The sequence below is a fragment of the Algoriphagus aquaeductus genome, assembly GCF_003253485.1.
GTDB lineage: Bacteria > Bacteroidota > Bacteroidia > Cytophagales > Cyclobacteriaceae > Algoriphagus > Algoriphagus aquaeductus.
Genome location: NZ_QKTX01000004.1, coordinates 146,194 through 165,582, shown reverse-complemented (window position 1 = coordinate 165,582; position 19,389 = coordinate 146,194). Strand labels below are relative to the sequence as shown.

General features: G+C 44.5%; 16 protein-coding genes, 1 tRNA gene and 1 riboswitch. Of the genes, 9 read left to right on the top strand and 8 right to left on the bottom strand.

Features of this window, described 5'->3' with window-relative positions; genetic code table 11:
- Positions 1-66: 66 nt before the first annotated feature.
- Entirely contained in the window at positions 67-3,591 is a 3,525-nt protein-coding gene (locus tag CLV31_RS07055) for a VCBS repeat-containing protein (RefSeq protein ID WP_111392176.1), read from the top strand.
- On the opposite strand, the gene CLV31_RS07050 is transcribed toward CLV31_RS07055, so the two are convergent.
- Positions 3,592-4,353: a creatininase family protein gene (locus tag CLV31_RS07050; protein ID WP_111392175.1), complete on the bottom strand. Its 762-nt coding sequence runs from the start codon at positions 4,351-4,353 to the stop codon at positions 3,592-3,594.
- 187 nt (positions 4,354-4,540) lie between these two features.
- On the opposite strand from CLV31_RS07050, the gene CLV31_RS07040 reads away from it, so the two are divergent.
- From CLV31_RS07040 to CLV31_RS07025, 4 genes are all read left to right on the top strand, one after another.
- A complete protein-coding gene (locus CLV31_RS07040; RefSeq protein ID WP_111392173.1) occupies positions 4,541-5,527 on the top strand; it encodes an isoaspartyl peptidase/L-asparaginase family protein in 987 nt (328 codons plus the stop codon).
- Positions 5,524-6,261 carry a copper homeostasis protein CutC gene (locus tag CLV31_RS07035; protein ID WP_111392172.1) on the top strand — a complete coding sequence of 246 codons (738 nt, stop codon included), beginning with the start codon at positions 5,524-5,526 and terminating at the stop codon, positions 6,259-6,261. The genes CLV31_RS07040 and CLV31_RS07035 overlap by 4 nt, the downstream gene beginning before the upstream one ends.
- A 3-nt stretch (positions 6,262-6,264) precedes the next feature.
- Complete coding sequence (locus CLV31_RS07030; RefSeq protein ID WP_111392171.1) at positions 6,265-7,806, top strand: FG-GAP-like repeat-containing protein; 1,542 nt, start codon at positions 6,265-6,267, stop codon at positions 7,804-7,806.
- Positions 7,807-8,260: 454 nt separating this feature from the next.
- Entirely contained in the window at positions 8,261-8,719 is a 459-nt protein-coding gene (locus CLV31_RS07025; protein ID WP_111392170.1) for a CBS domain-containing protein, read from the top strand.
- Positions 8,720-8,764: 45 nt separating this feature from the next.
- On the opposite strand, the gene CLV31_RS07020 is transcribed toward CLV31_RS07025, so the two are convergent.
- The 4 genes from CLV31_RS07020 to CLV31_RS07005 form a co-directional block, all read right to left on the bottom strand.
- Positions 8,765-9,931 (bottom strand): trans-sulfuration enzyme family protein, encoded by a 1,167-nt coding sequence (locus tag CLV31_RS07020; protein WP_111392169.1) that lies wholly within the window; start codon positions 9,929-9,931, stop codon positions 8,765-8,767.
- Positions 9,932-10,033: 102 nt separating this feature from the next.
- Positions 10,034-10,138, bottom strand: a riboswitch (SAM riboswitch).
- Positions 10,139-10,199: 61 nt separating this feature from the next.
- Positions 10,200-10,760, bottom strand: a complete 561-nt coding sequence (gene pth, locus CLV31_RS07015) for an aminoacyl-tRNA hydrolase (RefSeq protein WP_111392168.1) — start codon at positions 10,758-10,760, stop codon at positions 10,200-10,202.
- Between the two features lie 93 nt (positions 10,761-10,853).
- A complete protein-coding gene (locus CLV31_RS07010; protein ID WP_111392167.1) occupies positions 10,854-11,426 on the bottom strand; it encodes a 50S ribosomal protein L25/general stress protein Ctc in 573 nt (190 codons plus the stop codon).
- A gap of 25 nt (positions 11,427-11,451) precedes the next feature.
- Positions 11,452-12,378, bottom strand: a complete 927-nt coding sequence (locus tag CLV31_RS07005) for a ribose-phosphate pyrophosphokinase (RefSeq protein ID WP_111392166.1) — start codon at positions 12,376-12,378, stop codon at positions 11,452-11,454.
- Between the two features lie 486 nt (positions 12,379-12,864).
- On the opposite strand from CLV31_RS07005, the gene CLV31_RS07000 reads away from it, so the two are divergent.
- Together CLV31_RS07000 and CLV31_RS06995 are read left to right on the top strand one after the other, a co-directional pair.
- Positions 12,865-15,582: a M14 family metallopeptidase gene (locus CLV31_RS07000; protein ID WP_111392165.1), complete on the top strand. Its 2,718-nt coding sequence runs from the start codon at positions 12,865-12,867 to the stop codon at positions 15,580-15,582.
- A 289-nt stretch (positions 15,583-15,871) separates the two neighbouring features.
- Entirely contained in the window at positions 15,872-16,432 is a 561-nt protein-coding gene (locus CLV31_RS06995; RefSeq protein WP_181452587.1) for a hypothetical protein, read from the top strand.
- A gap of 65 nt (positions 16,433-16,497) precedes the next feature.
- Here CLV31_RS06995 and CLV31_RS06990 read toward each other — a convergent pair whose 3' ends face one another.
- Complete coding sequence (locus tag CLV31_RS06990) at positions 16,498-17,370, bottom strand: dienelactone hydrolase family protein (RefSeq protein WP_111392163.1); 873 nt, start codon at positions 17,368-17,370, stop codon at positions 16,498-16,500.
- A gap of 81 nt (positions 17,371-17,451) precedes the next feature.
- Between CLV31_RS06990 and CLV31_RS06985 the strand changes: the two genes are divergently transcribed.
- Positions 17,452-18,180, top strand: coding sequence for an EcsC family protein (locus tag CLV31_RS06985; protein ID WP_111392162.1), 729 nt, complete (start codon positions 17,452-17,454; stop codon positions 18,178-18,180).
- 41 nt (positions 18,181-18,221) lie between these two features.
- On the opposite strand, the gene CLV31_RS06980 is transcribed toward CLV31_RS06985, so the two are convergent.
- A tRNA-Gln gene (locus CLV31_RS06980) sits at positions 18,222-18,294 on the bottom strand.
- 318 nt (positions 18,295-18,612) lie between these two features.
- Between CLV31_RS06980 and CLV31_RS06975 the strand changes: the two genes are divergently transcribed.
- The gene (locus CLV31_RS06975) at positions 18,613-18,855 is read left to right on the top strand and encodes a hypothetical protein (protein ID WP_111392161.1); all 243 of its coding nucleotides are present in this window, start codon (positions 18,613-18,615) and stop codon (positions 18,853-18,855) included.
- Between the two features lie 68 nt (positions 18,856-18,923).
- On the opposite strand, the gene rplI is transcribed toward CLV31_RS06975, so the two are convergent.
- Positions 18,924-19,367 (bottom strand): 50S ribosomal protein L9, encoded by a 444-nt coding sequence (gene rplI / locus CLV31_RS06970; protein WP_111392160.1) that lies wholly within the window; start codon positions 19,365-19,367, stop codon positions 18,924-18,926.
- Positions 19,368-19,389: the final 22 nt, after the last annotated feature.

The window sequence follows — 19,389 nt, the reverse complement described above, 5'->3', positions numbered from 1 at the left end:
TATTTTTTCCTTCCGATTGGGGAAAATGCTAATTTTCCATACCCCATTAATCACCCGGTGTAATTCATGAAGAAGTTCTACTCCCTTCCCTTTCTAGTTTTGGTTTTTATAGTTTCCTCTTGCCAAAAAGATGCTCCTCTTTTTGAATTGAAATCATCTCAAGAGACAGGAATAGATTTTAATAACCTGATCATTGAATCAGACAGTTTCAATATCCTGACCGATGAATATATTTTCAATGGGGGAGGCGTAGCGGTGGCAGATTTTGATCAGGATGGTTTGCCGGACTTATTTTTCACCGGAAATCAGGTTCCCAATAGGCTCTACCTCAATCAGGGGAATTTTAGGTTCAAAGATATCTCAGAAACGGCCGGTATAATGGCCAAAGATAAGTGGTGCACCGGCTCTGTGATTGTGGATATCAACCTCGATGGTTTGCCGGATATCTATGTGGCTGCTGCCATGAAAAAAGGGCCTGGGGAAAGGAATAACCTGCTTTTTGTCAATCAGGGAATAGATGCAAATGGTCATGTAAGCTTTAAGGAGATGGCTTCCCAATACGGAATTGCTGATCCCGGAAATTCCATGGGGGCTGCTTTTGTCGATTATGATCTGGACGGCGATCTCGATCTCTATGTGCTCAACAATGAGCAGGTAGTAGCCAAGCCTACCAATTTCAGAACGAAAGTCACGGATGGTTCGGCGGTGAACAATGATGCCTTCTACCGTAATAATGGAGACGGTACCTTTACCAATGTCACGCTGGAGGCAGGAATCACGTTCGAAGGTTTTGGTCTTGGCTTGGTCATCGGTGATGTCAACAATGATGGCTGGCCTGACATTCACATCAGCAACGACTACATCACCAACGATATTCTGTACATCAACAATCGGGATGGTTCTTTTTCCAATCAGACGAAGGCATACCTTCGGCATCAGAGCCAATTTTCCATGGGTTCTGATTTGGCTGATTTTAACAATGACGGATGGCCCGATTTGATTACCATCGATATGTTGGGCGAGGACAACTACCGGAAAAAGACCACCATCGGGAAAAATGTCTACCAAACCTATATCAACAATGAACAATTCGGATACGAATATCAGTATGTCCGAAATATGCTCCACCTAAATAACGGCCCGAATACTCCATTCAGTGAAATAGGGATGATTTCCGGAGTGTATCAGACGGATTGGAGTTGGGCGCCGATCTTTGCAGACGTGGATAATGACGGGCAAAGAGATTTGTTGATTACCAATGGATTCCCTCGGGATATTACCGACAAAGACTTTGCGAACTACCGGGCAGATGTGGGCAGTATCGCCTCTGTAAGGCAGTTGTTGGACTCGATACCGATTGTCAAAATTCCCAATTACTCCTATAAAAATACCGGCAACCTCCAGTTTGAGGACTCCGGGGCAGAATGGGGACTCAATCAACCTTCCTTTTCCAACGGGGCCGTATTGGTAGACTTGGATTTGGACGGGGATTTGGATTATGTGGTCAACAATATCAATGACCCTGCTTTTGTTTTTGAAAACAGACTCAATCAGCAAAAGGAAAAGCCAAATTACCTCCGAATCAAACTGAAAGGTCCTGTGCAAAATCCGGATGGACTGGGAGCCAAAATCTGGTTGAAACCCGGAAATGAGGCAATTCTCTATCAGGAAATGCAGACCGTGAGAGGATATATGTCTTCTACGGAAAGCATTCTCCATTTTGGTTTGGATTCGGTTTCCACTGTTCAGGAGGTTTTGGTGATTTGGCCCGACGGCAAGGAAAGTAAACTCTCCTCAGTACCGGCCAATCAGGTTTTGACCCTTAGTTACCAAGAAGCTAGCTCAGGATTGGATTCCGTAGCCATTTGGAACTTACCTGAGGCCCATCCATTCCTGAATGAAGTAAGTGCTGAGTTGGGGATTGACTTTCTGCATCAGGAGGTGGATAAAATTGATTACAATGTACAGCGTACGCTGCCTCACAAACTTTCCCAGTTTGGTCCGGTCCTTTCCGTAGGCGACCTTGATGGAGATGGATTGGAAGACTTGGTCATTGGTTCTTCTGCTGGTTTTGCACCCGTTTGGTATAAGCAGGAGCGTGGTGGTACTTTTTCTAAAAAGGAACTATTACCGGGGGAAAATCCGGCATTTGAAGAGGCTGGAATCCTGTTGCTGGATATGGACAATGACGGGGATTTGGATTTGTATCTAGTCAGTGGTAGTGCCGAGTTTGCTCCCAATGCTCCCGAGTATCAAGATCGACTGTATCGAAATGACGGAAAAGGGAATTTCGCCCTCGACCAGAACTTTTCTTCGGTCAAGGCGAACGGAAGTGTCGTGAGAGGTGCGGATATAGATGGAGATGGTTTTGTGGATCTATTTGTTGGTGGGCGGACACCCATTGCCCAATATCCACTTCCGGAGAAAAGTTTTCTGTTAAAAAATAATGGAGGGAATCTGGTGGATGTAACCCGGCAGTGGATACCCGAATTCGAAAACTTGGGGATGATCACCGATGCCGTTTGGTCAGATGTCAACCGGGATGGTAAGGTAGATTTGGTAGTGGTCGGAGAACTGATGCCGATAACCCTCTTTATCAACAAAGGAGATCGCTTTGAAAAAGCGCAAAATACCGGTTTGGAAAACTATTTGGGCTGGTGGAATTCTATTCAGACGGCTGATATTGACCAGGATGGGGATACCGACTGGATCGTGGGAAACTTGGGTGCAAATAATCCCCATCATCCTTCATTCGATCGCCCCTTGAAGATTTATGCCAAGGATTTTGATTCTAACGGTTCCATTGATCCGGTGACTTTTGCCTACTACAAAGATAAAATCGGAGGAGCTTACCAATCCTTCCCCAGTCATTTTTGGGATGATCTCAACGGACAAAGTCCCATGTTCAGAAGGAAATTTGATCGTTACAAGTATTTTGCGCTGAGCACAGAGGCTACCTTTTTCAAAGAGGAAGAGAAAAAAGATGCCCTTGTTCTGACAGGAAACTTTGATCGGTCCGTATGGGTCGAGAACCTAGGCGACGGCACATTCAAAGTGCATGAACTTCCGGTAGAGGCTCAAATCGCTCCGGTCAACGGGATTTTGGCCGAGGACGTCAACGGTGATGGTTTCCTTGATTTGTTGATGGTCGGCAATGATTATGGGAATGAAATCTTCATCGGAAGAATGGATGCCTCGATCGGTTGGCTTTTGTTGGGAGATGGAAAAGGTCAGTTTAAAGCGTCATCTGCAAGAGGAAGCGGATTTGTAGTTCCCGGCGATGCCAAAGCCTTGGTCAGACTTACCTTACCATCGGGTGAGCCCTTATTTTTTGCTTCTCAGAATAGAGGTAAGGTGTTGGCATTCAGGTCCAAGGGTTCAGGAACAAAAAGTGTAAATCCTCCAACTGAAGCTATGGCCCTTCTGGTAGAATTGGAAAGCGGAAAAACCCAGCGAATGGATTTGGGGTGGGGAGCTGGATTTGGGTCCCAGTCAGGACGAGAAATCCAACTCCCGAAACAGGCAAAGTCTGCTGTAATGGTCACTTATAAAGGAGAAATGATTCCTTTGAATATCTTCGGCATGGAGTGATTATCGGTACATTTCTCCGGGCTTTGACTTACAAATGTCCTCGATGAGGTCTGCGACCTTATCGGTTACGTCTTCAAAATATCGCTTCCCTTTTTCAGGGGAGGCTTTTTTTGGATTCCCAATGCCCGTGTCCTCGGTTACTTGAGACCATTTGCGCTCTGCCCAGGCCCATTTTTCCCGAATTCCACGGATCACTGATTTCTTCTCTTCCCCATCTCCTGCTTCTTCGACGGGTAAAACCAAATCGGGGTGCAGGTGTTGAATCAAAGCCGTTTCCATTTCATCGGCATGATCTCCGGCCTCCTCAAAATAAAGGCTCTTGTCCAAAGCTTGGTACCAGTTGCAGGTAAACAACATCATCTCGGGAAATTTCAGTCCAAGTTCCCTTAACATGGGTTGGAAATTATTCCCTCCATGGCTGTTTAGGATCAACAGTTTTTTCAGTCCCTGACGATTGAGCACTTCGATGATATCCTGAAGGATGATGAGCTGTGTGCTGGGGTAGATATTGAGGTCGAGGTAAATGTCAGATTGGCCGGTATTTACCCCGAAAGGAACTGTAGGGAGGACGACTGCTTTAGTTCCTTTTTCCCAAGCTTTTTTGGCTCCTTCGGCTGCAATGGCGTCCGCTTCATAAACATCAGTTCCGTAGGGCATGTGGTAATTGTGAGCCTCGGTGGCTCCCCAGGGTAAAATCGCCAGTTCGTATCGAAATGACTTCAGGTCTTTCCAATTGGCTTCTTTCAGAATATAGGGTCTCATATGTTTTTAAATTTTCTCAATGACCCAAGGGATTTCCCGGAGTCGGATTGATGAATGAATGGTTTGGCTAATTAAAGGTACGGGGAAGACATCCTGGTTTTCAGCATTTGTTGGGAGATTTGGATAGTCGGGAGCCGAGATGTTATCCAAATTTGATAATTTAATCCCCGATTCTAAATTACAGTTCATGTCTCAAAGAAGAAAGTTTATCAGGCAATCCCTCTTAGGATCTGCCTTATTTATACCGGGGGTGGCGGCTTCCTGTGCCCAAACAAATGAAGAAAAGTCCCACTCTGGCGATAAACCCTTAATTCTTTCTACCTGGAATCATGGTCTCCCGGCCAATGCCGATGCTTGGGCAAAGCTCCAGGAAACCGGAAGTATTTTGGATGCCGTGGAAGCCGGAGTAAGAAACACGGAGGTAGACATGGAGAATCTATCCGTGGGACTTCAGGGCTTACCCGACAGGGAGGGAATTACTACCCTGGATGCCTCAATCATGACCGGTGATGGGGCTTGTGGTTCGGTGGCCTTTGTCCGTCAGATCAAACATCCCATTTCACTGGCGAGGGCGGTGATGGAAAAAACTCCGCACGTCCTGCTTGCTGGAGAAGGTGCCCGGCAGTTTGCGATAGCTCAGGGTTTTCCTTTAGAGGAGGAAAAACTCAGTCCTAAAGCTCAGGCGGAATACGATAAATGGAAAGTGACCAGCCAATACAAGCCGATTATCAATATCGAAAATCACGACACCATCGGAATGATCGGGATCGATGCACAGGGCAAATTAGCAGGGAGTTGTACCACCAGTGGCTTGGCATATAAAATGCACGGAAGAGTGGGAGACAGCCCGATTATCGGTGCAGGCTTATTTGTGGATGATGAAGTGGGGGCTGCGACTGCAACAGGGTTGGGGGAATCGATCATTCGGATTTGCGGGAGCTTTCTGATCGTGGAGTTGATGCGTCAGGGACGTACTCCCCAAGAGGCCTGTGAGGAAGCGGTAAGACGATTGATTTCTAAAAACAAGGATATAAAAGATATTCAGGCGGGATTTTTAGCCATCAATAAATATGGAGAAGTGGGGGCTTATGCAGTCCATCCGGGATTCAATTTTGCCAAAGCTACCGAATCCGGAAATATTCTAGTTGACGCCAATAGCCACTTTAAACCATGAGTAAAATTTTACTTGAGGCTCCCGTTTTCAATCTACAAGGCTCTTTGGAGGCCGCAGAGCTAGGAATTGACCGCTTGGAGCTTTGTGCAAATTTTCCCGAGGGAGGAGAGACGCCCAGTGCAGGGATGCTCCGATTTTTGAAAAGCGAAATCGATATCCCTGTTTTTGTGATGATCCGGCCACGGGGAGGAGATTTTGTCTATTCGAAAAAAGAGCTCTTGGTGATGAAGCAGGATATTCAAATCCTTAAAGATATGGGGGCCGATGGATTTGTCTTTGGGGTATTGGATATTCATGGGAATGTGGATCAAAATGCCAATGAGTTTTTAAAAAGAGCAGCTGGAGATCACCCTTGCACTTTTCATCGGGCTTTTGACGCCTCAGCTGATTTGTTTGATTCCCTGGAGAAAATCATTGACCTGGGTTTTGACCGGATATTGACCTCAGGAGGTAAAAACTCGCTGACTGAAGGATTGCAAACAGTCTTTGACCTTATGGTGCAGGCTCAAGGGCGTATCAGTATCATGCCGGGAGGTGGGACCAAGGCAGAGCATGTTCCTTTTTTGCAAAAATCCGGCTTCTTGAAGGAAGTACATGCCTCCTGCAAAAAAGCCAAGGCTTCCGAAAATCAGTTTATTAATCCGGATCTTTCTTTTTCATCTCCACCTTTGGATTATTCGATGCATTTCGGAATAGATCCGGAATTGGTTAAAGGATTCAAAACAGTATTGTAAATCATGAAGGGACGATTGTGGGGTTTACTAGGGGGAATAGTGATGTTGAATTCCTGTGGACAGATCGCTGAGCGTAAGCAACCGCCACCGAGTTTGTACCAGCTTTCCCAATCTGATCTTAACCTTTCTGGAGAGCAGTTGGCCAAAGGGTATTGCGCCTCGTGTCATGTCATGCCGGATCCGGAGATTTTGGATAAGGCTACCTGGAAAAAAGTACTTCCCGATATGCGGAAGCGAATGGGGCTCTATTTGGAGGAGGATTTTGGGACGTCTCTTCCGGAGGATGAAGGGGTTCCCGAGGGGATTTACTCCAAAATTCCCTTTATCACACAGGAGAGGTGGAAAAAGTTGGAAGCCTACTACCTGGAAAATGCGCCTGATTATCCCCTACCTCAGATCCCAAAAGTTTCTCCAAAGTCAGGAATACCCGGTTTTCAATTGGAAGAGCCGGATTTCCAGTTTGTTCGACCCAGTTTGACCACCATGCTTCGGATTCATCCCCAAACCGGAAGGCTATTTTTGGGGCATCGATTTCGATCTCTTTTCGAATTGGATCCTGCCTTGGGATTTTCACAACGGGACTCTATCCCAACCGCAATTGCCCCGGTAGAAATCCATTGGAATCCCGATCAATCCTTCGAATTGTTGACCATGGGCCTGATGGATCCGGCCAATGATTCTTTGGGCGTGATTTCCCATTTTACTAAATCAGGAAAATCCTGGAATGAAAGCCTCGTCTTTTCAAAACTCATGCGGCCTGTTCATGTGGAAATTGCCGATTGGAATGGAGATGGAAAGTCAGACTATGCGATTTGTGAATTTGGGAATCATCTGGGGCAGTTTAGTCTGCATCTGAGTCAGGCTAGTGGATATCAGCAACACATGCTGAAGAAAGATTCCGGCGCCCGAAGGTCTATGGCTGTTGATTATGACGGGGACGGTGATCTCGATATGTTGGTGCTGATGACTCAGGCTAAAGAAGGAATTATCCTGTTTGAGAATTTGGGGGATGGGAAGTTTAGGGAAAAGCCATTGCTGAGCTTTCAGCCTGCCTTTGGTTCCAGTGATTTTAGATTCGAAGATGTGACCGGAGATGGGCAGCGAGAACTCATTCTGGTCAACGGAGATAATGCGGATCAGAGCCAAATCCTAAAAAATTATCATGGAGTGAGGATCTTTGCAAGAGATCAGAAGGGTGAATATCAAGAGAAGTGGTTTTATCCGATGTATGGAGCGAGTGGATTGGAAGTGGGGGATTTTGATCAGGACGGGATGGTGGATCTGGTTGCTATTTCATTTTTCCCGGATAGAAATCAAAGACCCTATCAAAATTTGATCTATTTCAAGCAGATGAATAGTGGTGTGTTTCAACCATATGTACTTGAAAAGCAGCTGGAAGATCACTGGTTGACCTTGACTAAAGGGGATTTGGATGGGGATGGGGATGAGGATTTGGTGATCGGAACTTTTGCATTTGACCAGTTGTACCAGGCCCCCAAAGAAAATTGGCGACCATTTGTGGTTTTAAGAAATAAATTGAAATAAAATTTCTATAAAATTGATTATTATAGAATTATAGATTGTATTTACATTTTTTTATAATCTATAAAATGTATATCCGCAATCACACCATTCGCAGAATTTAAACCTTGCACTTGGAAAGGAGATATATTTTAGTTACATCAAGATCCGAAGGATTGAAACAATTAATGACCCCCGGTGTAGCCGGGGGTTAAAGTAAAAAACTGTAAAGGGAAGCCCTGAAAGGGCGGAACTTTGATGTCTCACCCTTCCAGGGCTCAAGGACAATCAAGGCCTTATTTTCCCTGCACTTCGTACAGGGTCATGAATTGTTTGGCTCCTTCAGAGCCATTTCCCAGGAATTAAAAATTTTATACTGCGTTCAACTTAGAACAGGCGGAAAAGCGGATAATCATAATCTATAATTTTATTTTTGCCTGAAATTCAGTAGCTTATTTTTCTATTAAAATTCTTAGCTATGGTAAAAAGTTTTCAGGGGGTAAAAGTGGTAGAGTCAAAGACCCCGGCTCAACCTATTTTGGTGAAAGACCACATGACAACAAAGTTGGTTACTTTTAGACCTGAAGACACGATAGATCAGGTCATGGAGGCCTTGACCAAGAGTAAAATTTCCGGTGCACCCGTGGTGGATGAGGCTGGAGGATTGGTCGGGATCATTTCGGAAGTAGATTGCCTTCGGGAGATCATCAAAGGAAAATACACCAATACGGTACGGTTTCCGGCCAAGGTTCAGGAGCTGATGACCCGGGATGTAATGACCTTAAGTCCGGAAATGACTTTATTTGATGCAGCCCAGAAATTTTTGGAATATCAAATCAGAAGATTCCCGGTGCTAAAAAACGGACAACTCGTGGGGCAAATCAGCCTGAGTGATGTGATCAGGGCCTTTCCCTCTCTCAAACATACCACCTGGTGAAAACCAAAAAGCCCCGAAATTTCGGGGCTTTTTGGTTTGATGGGATTATTTAGATTTTAAAATGGCCTGTTCTACGTCTCTTAAAATATCCTCGTAGTGCTCCAATCCTACAGACAGCCGGACTAATCCGTCACTGATTCCAACTTGAGCTCTTTCGTCCGGGGAGAGCTTGCTATGGGTAGTGGATGCCGGATGGGTGATGATGCTGCGGCTGTCACCTAGATTGGGTGTGATGGAGATCATCTGAAGCTGATCAATAAAGCGTTGGGCGCGGGCAAGTCCTCCCTTCAGGGTTAGCGTGATGATTCCACCTCCGGCTTTCATTTGTTTCAAAGCCAGGTCATGCTGGGGATGAGATTTTAGAAAAGGATACCGAACGGCATCTATTTCAGGATTTCCTTCAAAATATTGGGCGATTTTCAGGGCATTTTCGCAGTGTCGGTCCATTCTTACCGCCAAGGTCTCCATGCTTTTGGATAAAATCCAGGCATTGAATGGTGAGATGGATGGACCGGTGTGCCGGGTAAAAAACTGCACTTCCTTGATCAGGTCTTTTTTACCCAAAATTAATCCTCCTAAGACTCTACCCTGTCCATCGATATACTTTGTGGCACTGTGGGTAACGATGTGGGCGCCCCATTTGGCTGGCTGCTGCAAGTAAGGGGTAGCAAAGCAATTGTCCACCACGAGGATGAGGTGATGTGCTTCCGCAAATTTCCCTGCCCACTCCAAGTCGATGATTTCCAGCCCCGGATTGGAAGGGGTTTCCAAGAAAAGCATTTTGGTGTTGGGCTGAAGGAGTTTGTCCCAATTCAGACAATCTGAAATATCCCCATAAGTGGAAGTGATGCCCCACTTGGGAAATACGCGGGTCAACAGCTGATGGGTTGATCCAAAAAGCGAACGGGAGGCCAGAATATGATCTCCCTGCTGAAGCAAAGAAGCAATGCTTCCAAACATGGCGGCCATTCCGGAGGCCGTTGCAATCCCATCCTCAGTTCCTTCTGCCTTGCAGACTTTTTCGATCAGATCGGAGGAATTGGGGTTGGAATAACGTGAATAGATATTGCCTTGGATCTCATCAGCAAACATGGCCCGGGCTTCTTCTGCGGATTCAAAAGTAAAGCTTGAGGTCAGATAGATGGGGGAAGAGTGCTCCTTGAGGTCGGATCTTCGTTGGATGCGGATCGCATCGGTTTCGAAATGGGACATGGTTTGGGTCGGTTTGAATGCAAGTGTTTTATCAGGAACTCACAAAGAAATTTCCCAAAGTAGTAAACCGAACCAGAAAGTGGGGTAGAGTGGAGTCTCGCCAATTTATAGTTCCCGCTTTGGGTAGGATTTGGCACCTTTCACCTTGGCGGGAGATGGTTGCCAGAGGGTCATAGAGCCTATTCTCTCGCCTCTTCTTTATAAATCAGTTGCCTGAAGTGCTACAAAGAAAAAGGGAGATTTGGTCAAATCCAAATCTCCCTTCAAATCAGTCGTTAAACTGGGTCATGGTTTGAGCGATTCCAGCTGTACAGAATCCAAAAATCATGTCGATAGCTTTGTCCATCATGACAGGGAGCTCGTCAAATTCCTGCTGGGTAAACCTTCCCAACACATAGTCTACTTGTCTTCCTTTGGGGAAATTGTCACCGATGCCCATCCGGAGTCTGGGGTAATCCTGCCCCCCGCAAAGGGCTTCGATATTTTTCAGACCATTGTGTCCCGCAGCGCTTCCTTTGGCACGCATGCGCAGTTTCCCGAAAGGGATGGCTACATCGTCTACCAATACCAGGATGTTTTCTTTTGGAATGTTGAGTTCCTTCATCCAGTAGTTGACCGCTTTTCCGCTCAGGTTCATATAGGTAGTCGGCTTGATCAGATGTAGGGATCTGCCTTTATGTCTGACTTCAGACTTGAAGGCCAATCGGTCACTTTTCCAGCTTATGCCTTCTTTGTCGGCCAGGCGATCAAGTGTCAAAAAGCCGATATTGTGGCGGGTGAGTTCATATTCAGGTCCAATATTCCCCAATCCTATGATAAGATATTTCATACTGAAGCTATAAGGGTCTAGGTTTGATTCATCTGGTTGAAACAAAAAATCCTGCTCATTGCTGGGCAGGATTTGTTGATATTCAAGTCGGGATTATTCTCCTTTCTTGCCTCTGAGTGCTCTTGGAATACCAATGGTCACTACAGAAACATTCGGAGAGGTAAGGATCTCGAATCCTTCCGCCTTCAATTCGCCCACCTTGTATGATTTTCCAAGGTCAAGGTTTGAAATGTCAGTAACAATGTAATCAGGAAGGTTTTTAGCCAAGCCTCTTACTTTCAGTTTTCTGGTTTTGAATTCCAACTTACCACCTTTTGCGATACCCGGAGAACTTCCTTCGATTTTCACAGGAATTTCGAATTTGATGGCCTTGTCTTCCGTGTAAGCCATAAAGTCGGCATGAAGCAATACTTCGCTTACGGGGTGAAACTGTGCTTCCTTCAATACTGCCTTAATGATTCTTCCTTCGATATTCAACTCAACTAAGTGAACATCCGGAGTGTAAATCAAGTCTTTGAAAAGGATAGCAGGGGAATAGAAATGAACTTGCTCAGGGATGCCTGGACCATAAACCACGCAGGGAACATTACCGGAATCTCTGATTTCGTTCAAAGCAGCACTGTCGAGATTTGCTCTTTTAAACCCTATAATCTCTAGTGTTTTCATATGTATTTGTATTTAAAATTGGTTCTTAGATAAATAGAGAACTGATTGAAGTATTTCCTGTCACAGCATGGATGGCTTTACCGAATAATTCGGCCACAGTCAGAACTCTAATTTTTGAAGATTGCTGTTTTAAGGGGATGGTGTCTGTCACGACGAGTTCCTCTAAAACAGAATTTTCAATATTTTCATAGGCTTTTCCAGAAAGTACGCCGTGTGTCACGATCGCTCTTACTGAATTAGCCCCTTTTTCCGTGATGATTTGGGCAGCTTTGCAGAGTGTTCCGGCGGTATCGACCAAGTCATCCACAAGAATTACATCTTTGCCTTCCACGTCACCGATTACCTGCATCGAGGCCACTTCATTGGCTCTTTTTCTGTGCTTGTCACAGACAACCATTTCTACTTCGAAGTGCTTCGCAAAAGACCTGGCCCTTGCCACACCTCCTACATCAGGAGCTGCGAAGATCATATCTTTCAGCCTAAGCGTGCTCAAATAGGGCGCAAATATAGCCGAACCATTTAAATGATCCAATGGAATATCGAAAAAACCTTGAATTTGACCGGCATGGAGGTCGCAGGTCATGATTCTGTCCGCACCGGCTGAGGTCAGCATATTGGCAATCAATTTGGCGGCGATCGAAACTCTAGGTCTATCCTTTCGATCTTGACGGGCATAGCCAAAGTAAGGGATTACTGCACAGACTTTGTAAGCACTGGCTCTTTTGGCGGCATCAATCATCAAGCAGAGTTCTAAAAGATTGTCACTGGGAGGATTGGTGCTTTGAATAATGAAAACTGTGCAACCTCGGATAGACTCGTCAAAACTGGGCGACATTTCTCCGTCACTGAATTTTGACATGGTCAAATCGCCCAATTTTTTACCATAACTCTTGGCGATTTTTTGAGCTAAAGCTTGGCTGTTGGTGCCGGCAAAGATTTTTACCTCTGACATAAAGGATGGAAAGCTGGTGGAGGAAAAGGTCTGGATTGGAACTGCAAACAAAAGTAATGATTTTTGAGGGATGGGCTAGCCGATTGGGTTCAGAGAATCGAAAAATGTAATTTTCTCCATAGTTCTTCTGAAGGAGGGGCTTCAGTTTATCGAACTTTTATTCCGATCCTGTAAAATACCCGCTTCGAGATTATTTTTGCCCCCAGATGATTAAGTAATCGCTTATTTTAGCATGAAAGGGCATCAATATAAATCCATGAAATGCCCATGAGAAAATGTCTCACACAGGGGAATGATTATCCGGGGCATTCCATCTGGCCATTAAAAATCAAATTATAAACAGATGAAATGCCCATGAGAAAATGCTTCTCACACAACTTGTCCCGTCCGCCGCGGCGGATCGGGAGGGGAATGATTATCCAGGACATTCTCCCGATGAAAGATCGGGACAGGCTATGTGGCAAATGAAAATCAAATTATAATCAAATGAAAAAAACTTTCCTGCTCTGGTTGCATCTGGCACTCCTTCCCCTTTGCCTGATTGCACAAACCATTCCCACTCCCAAATCCCATTTTGGGTTTGATATCGGAGAACCTTACATGCTGGCCAATTTTTCCCAGACCGAATCCTATTTCAAGAAAGTGGCGGAGATTTCTGATCGGGTCCAATACACCAGCATTGGGAAGACTGAATTTGGAAGGGATCAGCCGATGTTGATCATCACTGCTCCCAAAAACTTTGAGCAACTAAATCGATATAAAGAAATTTCTCAAAAACTTGGCAGAGCTGAAATTACTGAGACTGAAGCTCGTGCCCTTTCCAAAGAAGGGAAACCGGTCGTTTGGATTGATGGTGGACTTCATGCCAATGAGGTGGTCGGTGCCCAACAATTGATCGAAACCCTCTATCAATTGGCCTCCAAAAATGATGAGGAGACTCTTCGGATTTTGGATGAAGTGATCATTTTGCTCGTGCATGTCAACCCGGATGGTATGGAGATCATGTCTGATTGGTACATGAGACCGGAGGATAAATCCAAGAGAAACAAGAATATACCCGTGCTCTATCAAAAATATGTGGGGCATGACAATAACCGGGATTTCTACATGAACAACATGAAGGAATCTACCAATATTTCACTTCAGCAATATGTGGAATGGCTCCCTCAGATCGTCTACAATCACCATCAGTCAGGACCAGCGGGTACAGTCGTGGCGGGTCCTCCTTACCGGGATCCGTTCAATCATGTGTTTGACCCGCTGATTATCACCAGTCTCGACGCTGTAGGTGCGGCAATGATTAACAGACTGCATGTAGAGGACAAGCCCGGGTATACCCGATTGGATGGGTCGGTGTTTTCCACTTGGTGGAATGGTGGGTTGAGAACCACTCCTTATTACCATAATATGATCGGGATTTTGACCGAAATCGTAGGTGACCCTTCTCCTTATTCAATCCCCTTGGTGCCGGATCGTTTGATTCCAAACAACGGGACTCCTTATCCTGTGACTCCAGGGCCTTGGGCTTTCCGCACCTCAATCGATTATTCGGTCTCGATGAACTATGCGATCTTAAACCACGCGGTAAGGCATGGGGACGAATTGCTCTACAATTTTTACCTCATGGGTAAGAAATCCATCGATCGGGGCAATTCGGACACTTGGACCCGATATCCAAAATACGCCGAAGCGATTCAAAAATCTTTTGAAGCCGCTCAAAAGAAGAAAGAGGCAGAGGATGAAGAAGCGGCCTACTTTGGATTCAGAGCTGGTTTGCCAATTCAGTTTTATGATTCGGTCTATAAAGACCTCTCCAAAAGAGATCCGAGAGCGTATATTCTTCCGGCAGATCAAGCTGATTTTCCTACAGCTCTTAAATTTCTAAATGCACTGATCAAATCCGGAATATTGGTTCATAAAGCCACCGCGGACTTTACAGTTAATGGAAAAACGTATCCAAAGGGGTCTTACCTGGTGAAAACGGCACAGGCGTTTCGCCCACATGTTTTGGATATGTTTGAACCTCAGGATCATCCCAATGATTTTCTGTATCCAGGCGGACCTCCCATTAGGCCTTATGATGCCGCGGGATGGACCTTAGCCTATCAAATGGGAATCGAGGTGGATCGAATCATGGAGGCTTTTGACGGCCCGTTTGAACGAGTGGCCTATGGTCAGCTATTATCACCAGAGCCATTTACTCTTCCCTCAGCTTCGGGATATCTCTTGGATGCCCGCGTCAATGATTCTTTTTTGGCTGTCAATGATCTATTGAAGGCCAAAGTCAAAATCTACAGAACTCAATCTGGTACCTCGGGGCTTCCTGCAGGTTCTTTTTATGTCTCAGCCTCCGGGAAAAAGCAGTTGGAGACTGTAGTGAAAAATTATGGATTGAAAGCAGTGCCCGTAGGTGGATTGCCTACAGGAGCAAAAGAGATCAAGCCATCCCGAATTGCTTTATACGACTATTATGGGGGTTCTATGCCTTCCGGTTGGGTAAGGTGGATCATGGAGCAGTTTCATTTTGACTTTACTCAGATTTTCCCAAATGAAATTGACGGTGGCGACCTTCGGTCCAAATATGATGTTATCCTCTTCATAGGTCCTGGAATGCCAGGGGCAAGCGGTGGATATGGCGCAGGAAGCCAACCCAAAAAAGAAGATATTCCTTCAGAATACCATCATATGCTGGGAAGACTGTCTGTAGATAAATCGATTCCACAATTGAAATCCTTTTTGGAAAATGGCGGACAAATCATCACGGTTGGGGCGGCAACTTCCTTGGCTACCCACCTTCAATTGCCGGTTTCCAATGCTTTGGTTGAGATTGTAGATGGGAAAGAAAAGGCGCTTCCAGGAGATAAATATTATATCCCCGGTAGCATCCTTCAAATGCAGGTAGATCAATCTTCTCCTGCGAATTTTGGAATGGGAGACAAAGCACATGTTTTGTTTAACAACAGTCCGGTATTCCAGCTTGCTCCAGACGCATCACTTAGAGGAGTCAAACCTTTGGCTTGGTTTGGAACAGAGCCACCCCTTCAAAGCGGATGGGCATGGGGACAGCAATATCTGAAAAATGGAGTAGCAGCTTTTGAAGCTCAGGTGGGTAAAGGAAAATTATATGCGTTTGGGCCAGAAATCACCTTCCGCGGTCAAGCTCATGGTACCTTCAAAATGCTCTTTAATAATCTTTACAACTAGACTTGGAAAAATTCATTTTCAAAGCCACTCAGCAGGTATTTCTGGGTGGCTTTTTTATTTGCTTTCTAAAACGTAATTTTCTTTAGGAGATTTTTATACTATGGAAGAAAATCAAAAGTTTATCCCTGGAATTTATAATTGGTGCGATCGGTGGTGTGAGCGCTGTCCTCAAACGGACCGCTGCAGAGTCTTTGAAAAAGAGGAGAGGCGGAAATCAAATAATCAGGACAAAGAATGGCCGGAGGTGGTTTCAGATAATTTGAATGAGACTCTGGAAATGCTTAAAAAAATGGCTGATGAAATGGGGATTGATCTTGACTCCGAAGAAGTAAAAGAGGAGTCAGCCGCCCAAATGGCCTTGGAAGAAGCTCAGGGGGTTATTGCTGAAAACCATCCCTTACATGAGCTTTCGGAGGAGTATTGGAAAAAAGGAAAGGATTGGCTTGATTCCGAATTACCGGAAGAAAATCTTTTGGAATGGAAATCTTGGGTCGAAATGGGAAGGGAAAACTCCGAGGCGATCGAGTCTGATCTTAGATCGGCAGAGGAAGCTTTGGAGGTGATCCAATGGTATCTTTTCTTTATTCCTGTCAAAATTAAGCGAGCGCTGCATGACCAAATGGACGGTTTCTGGGATCAGTATCCCGATGAGGAGCGAAGTGATCTGGGTACAGCAAAAATTGCTGCCATAGCCGTTGAACGAAGTCTTGAAGCATGGGAATTTCTTTACAAGTTGTTTCCCAAAGAAGAATTGTTAGCGGTTTTGGCCTTACTTGAAAAGTTGCGTGAGGGACTGATCGAAGTATTTCCTAATTATCCCAAGTTTATCAGGCCGGGATTTGATGATTAGCTTACCAATCAAAAAGTCTCCTGATGGGGAGACTTTTTGATTTCAGAACACTTTTGCAATGGTTTTTATACTCCGAATTTTTCTTTCAGATAGGTTATAGCCAATCCGTAAGCCTCTTTGCTAGCCGCTTCATCATAGCGCGGATTACTTGGGTTGGAAAATCCGTGGACCGCAGGAAAAATCTTATAAGTCAGTTTTTTGCCTGCTGTTTCCATATTTGCTGCAAACTCCTTGATGACAGCCTCTGAGATGTACTGTTCGGTGGCAAAAAGCCCAAGAACATCCGAATTGAGTGTTTTGAGTTTTTCAATATCCCGAACAGGCATACCGTAGTATATCACGGATCCAAGGTTTTGCTGCCCATTGAGCAGGGCAGATTTTAAGGACCAAGATCCTCCAAAGCACCAGCCTACGTTGGCGATTTTTGCTCCTGAGCCCGCCATTAATCGAGCACCTGCCACAATGTTTTCAAGGCGTTCTTCTTTCACTCCTTGCATCAATTGCCCCGCTTCCTGTGGATTTGAAGTGACTTTGCCATCGTACATGTCTAATGCGATCACATTCACTTTTCCTCCTAAGTCATCATAAAACACATCTGCCTGATGCTTAATGTGATCATTGAGTCCCCACCACTCCTGATAGACAAACAGCCATTTGTCGGTAGGAACACTGGCTTTGATGAGGTATCCTGAAGCATTCCCTCCGTCAGGAGTAGAAAAAGTGGTCATACTTCCTTTGCCTTGGAAGTCCAAATCAGTAGGAGCGGGGTGAAAGGCCGCAAATCCTGGTTCATTTACAAACTGGGCCATGTCATCGTTGTAAGAATGACAAACGGTAATCCCAGAAAAGGGATCGGATGATGGATTCTCTTGATTAGCTTTTGGCCAAAATATCCAACTAATCAGAAAAAGAATTAAGGAGATGATTGGTTTGAACATAGTTAAAAGGGTTAATTCGGGGAACAATGTAATGTAAACTTCAGGTTCATCAATAAGTTTGATCAATGACGCATCTATAGCATGGCTGACGAAAATTATTACCACTATTTGGAGGCAGAGTTAAGTCTTTGGCTCTTGGAGGTGAAGAAATCACCAAGCATTTTTGGTAGACTATCGCATGGGATTCAGGGTAAAATTAATTCCTGGATCCCTGAGAAAATCCATAAAGCCATTTCTATTGCCATTGAAAATATGGTAAAGGCAGTGTTGGTAGGTTCGGATTGGGTTAAACCAAAGCCGGAAGAGTCGCTTTCACTGATGCAAAGAGAGCTCCAGATCAGAAATAGGATCAAGTGGTACCGAAACACGGCCTCAGTGGAAGGAGGGCTTACCGGAGCTGGTGGGATATTGTTAGGCTTAGCAGATTTTCCGGCTTTTTTGACCATCAAAATGAAAATGCTTTTTGATATAGCCGCCCTTTATGGATATGATGCCAAATCCTACCAAGAGCGATTATTCCTGCTATATGTGTTTCAGTTGAGCTTTTCGAGTCAGAAGCGTAGAAATGAACTCATCGGACTTATCGAAAACTGGGAGGTCTATCAAAAAGATTTGCCCAAAAGTTTCAGTGAATTTGACTGGAAGACGTTCCAGTTGGATTATCGTGACTACATCGATTTGGCCAAGTTGGCTCAGTTGATTCCTGTGATTGGAGCTCCTGTAGGTGCTATCGCAAACTATAAACTCACGGATCACCTGGGACGGTATGCAATGAATTGTTATCGACTGAGATGGCAATCCAAAATCTAAAGCGGATAAAAATAAAAAACCTCCCTATTGAGGAGGTTTTGTTGATCCACTAGGGCTCGAACCTAGACTCTTCTGAACCAAAATCAGACGTGTTGCCAGTTACACCATGGATCAGTTTGTGAAGAAATCCTTGCTGATTCCTTTAAAGTGTCACAAAGGTAGAGCGATGAGTTATTTTTTCCAAACCGGATTCCAAAGTTTTTTAGGATATGAATCTAAAATCCTTGAATTCAGAGACAAAATTTCAAAGTCTGTCGGTGGGTATTTGGATTGATACAGCAAGGTTATTCTCTATGGAGTAAAGATTTTTTCGTTTCGAAATCGATTGAAAATTGTAATTATGTTAATAATCAATCATTTACTTTGTAATGTTTCGATTTTTTACATTCATTTGTTGAAAATTTGAAAACTAAATCAACAAATCATAGCGTTATGAATGCAGTAAAAATGGAAAAAGTGGTGGCTGAAGTCATCGGTAAACTGGAAAAAATCAAACAAACTGAATTGGCTTCAGAATTGAGCTGGTGCTGGGTAAGTTATCAAAATGACGGAAATCCGGTAGGGGTCACTGAGAAAGCCGGCAAGGCCTTGGAAGCCTTCAAAGTGGCCAGAGACCAAAACAGTAAAGCTGTCGCTAAAAAGCTGGTGGAAGATCTAGAAAAGGCGCTTGCTTAATTTCGACCAAAAACGAAAGGCCCGTGAAATTTGATTTCACGGGCCTTTTCCTTGGTTCGTATGTCGGATTATTCTCCTACTACTACAAATTTCACTTTAGTTTTCACTTCTCTGTGAAGATCAACTTCCGCAGTGAATTCACCTGCACCTTCAACAGGCGTGGTGATTGCGATTTTCTTTCTGTCGATATCAAAACCTTGAGTAGCTAATGCATCAGAAATCTGAAGCGTAGTTACTTTTCCGAAGATTTTTCCAGAATCGCCAATTTTGGCTTTGATCTCAAGCGTTACTTCAGCAAGTTTTGCTGCGATATTTTCAGCTTCAGTTTTGATCTTTTCAGCTTTATGAGCAGCCTGCTTGATGTTTTCAGCGAGGATTTTCTTATTTGATCCTGTAGCAAGTACAGCAAAACCTTGAGGAATGAGGTAATTTCTACCATAACCTGGCTTTACATCTACCAAGTCATTTTTGTATCCAAGACCTTTGATGTCCGTTTTTAGAATGATTTCCATTTGTAATGATCTTTTTTGATTG

Coding starts and splice junctions, on each gene's coding strand:
- CLV31_RS07055 (WP_111392176.1), top strand. CDS start 67: ATGAAGAAGTTCTACTCCCTTCCCTTTCTAGTTTTGGTTTTTATAGTT.
- CLV31_RS07050 (WP_111392175.1), bottom strand. CDS start 4,353: ATGAGACCCTATATTCTGAAAGAAGCCAATTGGAAAGACCTGAAGTCA.
- CLV31_RS07040 (WP_111392173.1), top strand. CDS start 4,541: ATGTCTCAAAGAAGAAAGTTTATCAGGCAATCCCTCTTAGGATCTGCC.
- CLV31_RS07035 (WP_111392172.1), top strand. CDS start 5,524: ATGAGTAAAATTTTACTTGAGGCTCCCGTTTTCAATCTACAAGGCTCT.
- CLV31_RS07030 (WP_111392171.1), top strand. CDS start 6,265: ATGAAGGGACGATTGTGGGGTTTACTAGGGGGAATAGTGATGTTGAAT.
- CLV31_RS07025 (WP_111392170.1), top strand. CDS start 8,261: ATGGTAAAAAGTTTTCAGGGGGTAAAAGTGGTAGAGTCAAAGACCCCG.
- CLV31_RS07020 (WP_111392169.1), bottom strand. CDS start 9,931: ATGTCCCATTTCGAAACCGATGCGATCCGCATCCAACGAAGATCCGAC.
- pth (WP_111392168.1), bottom strand. CDS start 10,760: ATGAAATATCTTATCATAGGATTGGGGAATATTGGACCTGAATATGAA.
- CLV31_RS07010 (WP_111392167.1), bottom strand. CDS start 11,426: ATGAAAACACTAGAGATTATAGGGTTTAAAAGAGCAAATCTCGACAGT.
- CLV31_RS07005 (WP_111392166.1), bottom strand. CDS start 12,378: ATGTCAGAGGTAAAAATCTTTGCCGGCACCAACAGCCAAGCTTTAGCT.
- CLV31_RS07000 (WP_111392165.1), top strand. CDS start 12,865: ATGAAAAAAACTTTCCTGCTCTGGTTGCATCTGGCACTCCTTCCCCTT.
- CLV31_RS06995 (WP_181452587.1), top strand. CDS start 15,872: ATGGCTGATGAAATGGGGATTGATCTTGACTCCGAAGAAGTAAAAGAG.
- CLV31_RS06990 (WP_111392163.1), bottom strand. CDS start 17,370: ATGTTCAAACCAATCATCTCCTTAATTCTTTTTCTGATTAGTTGGATA.
- CLV31_RS06985 (WP_111392162.1), top strand. CDS start 17,452: ATGGCTGACGAAAATTATTACCACTATTTGGAGGCAGAGTTAAGTCTT.
- CLV31_RS06975 (WP_111392161.1), top strand. CDS start 18,613: ATGAATGCAGTAAAAATGGAAAAAGTGGTGGCTGAAGTCATCGGTAAA.
- rplI (WP_111392160.1), bottom strand. CDS start 19,367: ATGGAAATCATTCTAAAAACGGACATCAAAGGTCTTGGATACAAAAAT.